This window comes from Streptomyces sp. NPDC058221, from assembly GCF_042882365.1.
Classification (GTDB): domain Bacteria; phylum Actinomycetota; class Actinomycetes; order Streptomycetales; family Streptomycetaceae; genus Streptomyces.
Map to the genome: position 1 here is coordinate 1 of NZ_JBHVWF010000317.1, position 1,487 is coordinate 1,487.

At 70.1% G+C, this 1,487-nt stretch carries 1 protein-coding gene; it reads left to right on the top strand.

The window, feature by feature from the left end; all coding sequences use genetic code 11:
- Positions 1-51: 51 nt before the first annotated feature.
- Positions 52-1,487 (top strand): KR domain-containing protein (locus ACFVW8_RS39135; protein ID WP_389698824.1); only part of this gene is annotated, 1,436 nt, incomplete at its 3' end.

Genomic DNA, 1,487 nt, shown 5'->3' on the forward strand with positions numbered 1-1,487 from the left:
GTACTCATCACCGGAGCCACCGGCGCACTGGGCGGACTCGTCGCCCGACACCTGGTATCAGCACACGGCGTGAAGAAACTCCTGCTCCTCAGCCGACGCGGACCCACCGCCGACGGCATGGCCGAGCTGCAGCGCGAACTGGCCGAAGCAGGCGCGTCCGCGGAGGTGCTGGCGTGCGATGCGGCCGACCGGGACGCGTTGGCGCAGGTTCTGGACGGACGCGGACTGACCGCCGTGATCCACGCGGCGGGTGTTCTGGACGACGGTGTGCTGGAGGCCTTGAGCGCGTCCCGCTTCGACACGGTGCTGCGGCCGAAGGTCGACGCCGCCTGGAACCTGCACGAACTCACCCGAAACCACGACCTGGCCGCCTTCGTCCTGTTCTCCTCCGCCGCCGGAATCCTCGGCAACGCAGGCCAAGCCAACTACGCCGCCGCCAACACCTTCCTCGACGCCCTCGCCCAGTCGAGGCGTGCCGAAGGACTGCCCGGCCTCTCCCTCGCCTGGGGCCTCTGGGCCACCAACAGCACCATGACCGCCGAACTCACCGACACAGACGCACGACGAATCGCACGCCTCGGCGTCGAATCACTCACCCAGACCGAAGGCCTCGCGCTCCTCGACAAAGCAGTCGGGGACGACCACGACGGCCTGCTGATCCCCATACGCCTCGGCCTCGCTGCCCTCCGCTCTGCCGACGCCGTACCCGAGCGGGTGCCGCCGATCCTGCGCGGACTTCTGCCCGCCCCGGCCCTGACCCGCCGCAGGGCCTCGGCCGACGCGCTCGACGCCTCGTCCGACGGTGGTGAACTCGCCCGCACACTGGCTGCATTGGACGCGCCGACGCGCGCGGCCCATGTACTGGGTCTGATCCGGTCAGCCGTCGCGACGGTGCTCGGGCACGCCTCGCCGGACGCGGTCGAGCTCGGGAAGTCCTTCCGCGACCTCGGCTTCGACTCACTCACCGCGGTGGAACTGCGCAACCGCCTCACCGCCACCACTGGTCTGCGCCTGCCTGCCACCCTGGTCTTCGACTACCCGACGTCCGCCGCCCTCGCCGACCACGTGCTGACACAGGTCGTCGGCGAAGTCGGCGATGTCACGAACACCCTCGTGCCCTCCGTGGACGTCGCCGACGACCCCATCGTGATCGTCGGAATGAGCTGCCGCTACCCCGGTGATGTCGCAACGCCCGAGGACCTGTGGGACCTCGTCCTGTCCGACGGCGACGCCGTGTCCGAGTTCCCCTCCGACCGAGGCTGGGACCTGGAGAACGTCTACCATCCCGACCCCGACCACCCCGGCACCACCTACTCCCGTGAGGGCGGGTTCCTGCACCGCGCCGCCGACTTCGACCCGGCGTTCTTCGGAATCTCGCCGCGCGAAGCACTCGCCATGGACCCCCAGCAGAGACTGCTGCTGGAGACGTCGTGGGAAACGTTCGAACGGGCCGGCATCGACCCCGCCACCCTGCGCGGCAGCCGCAC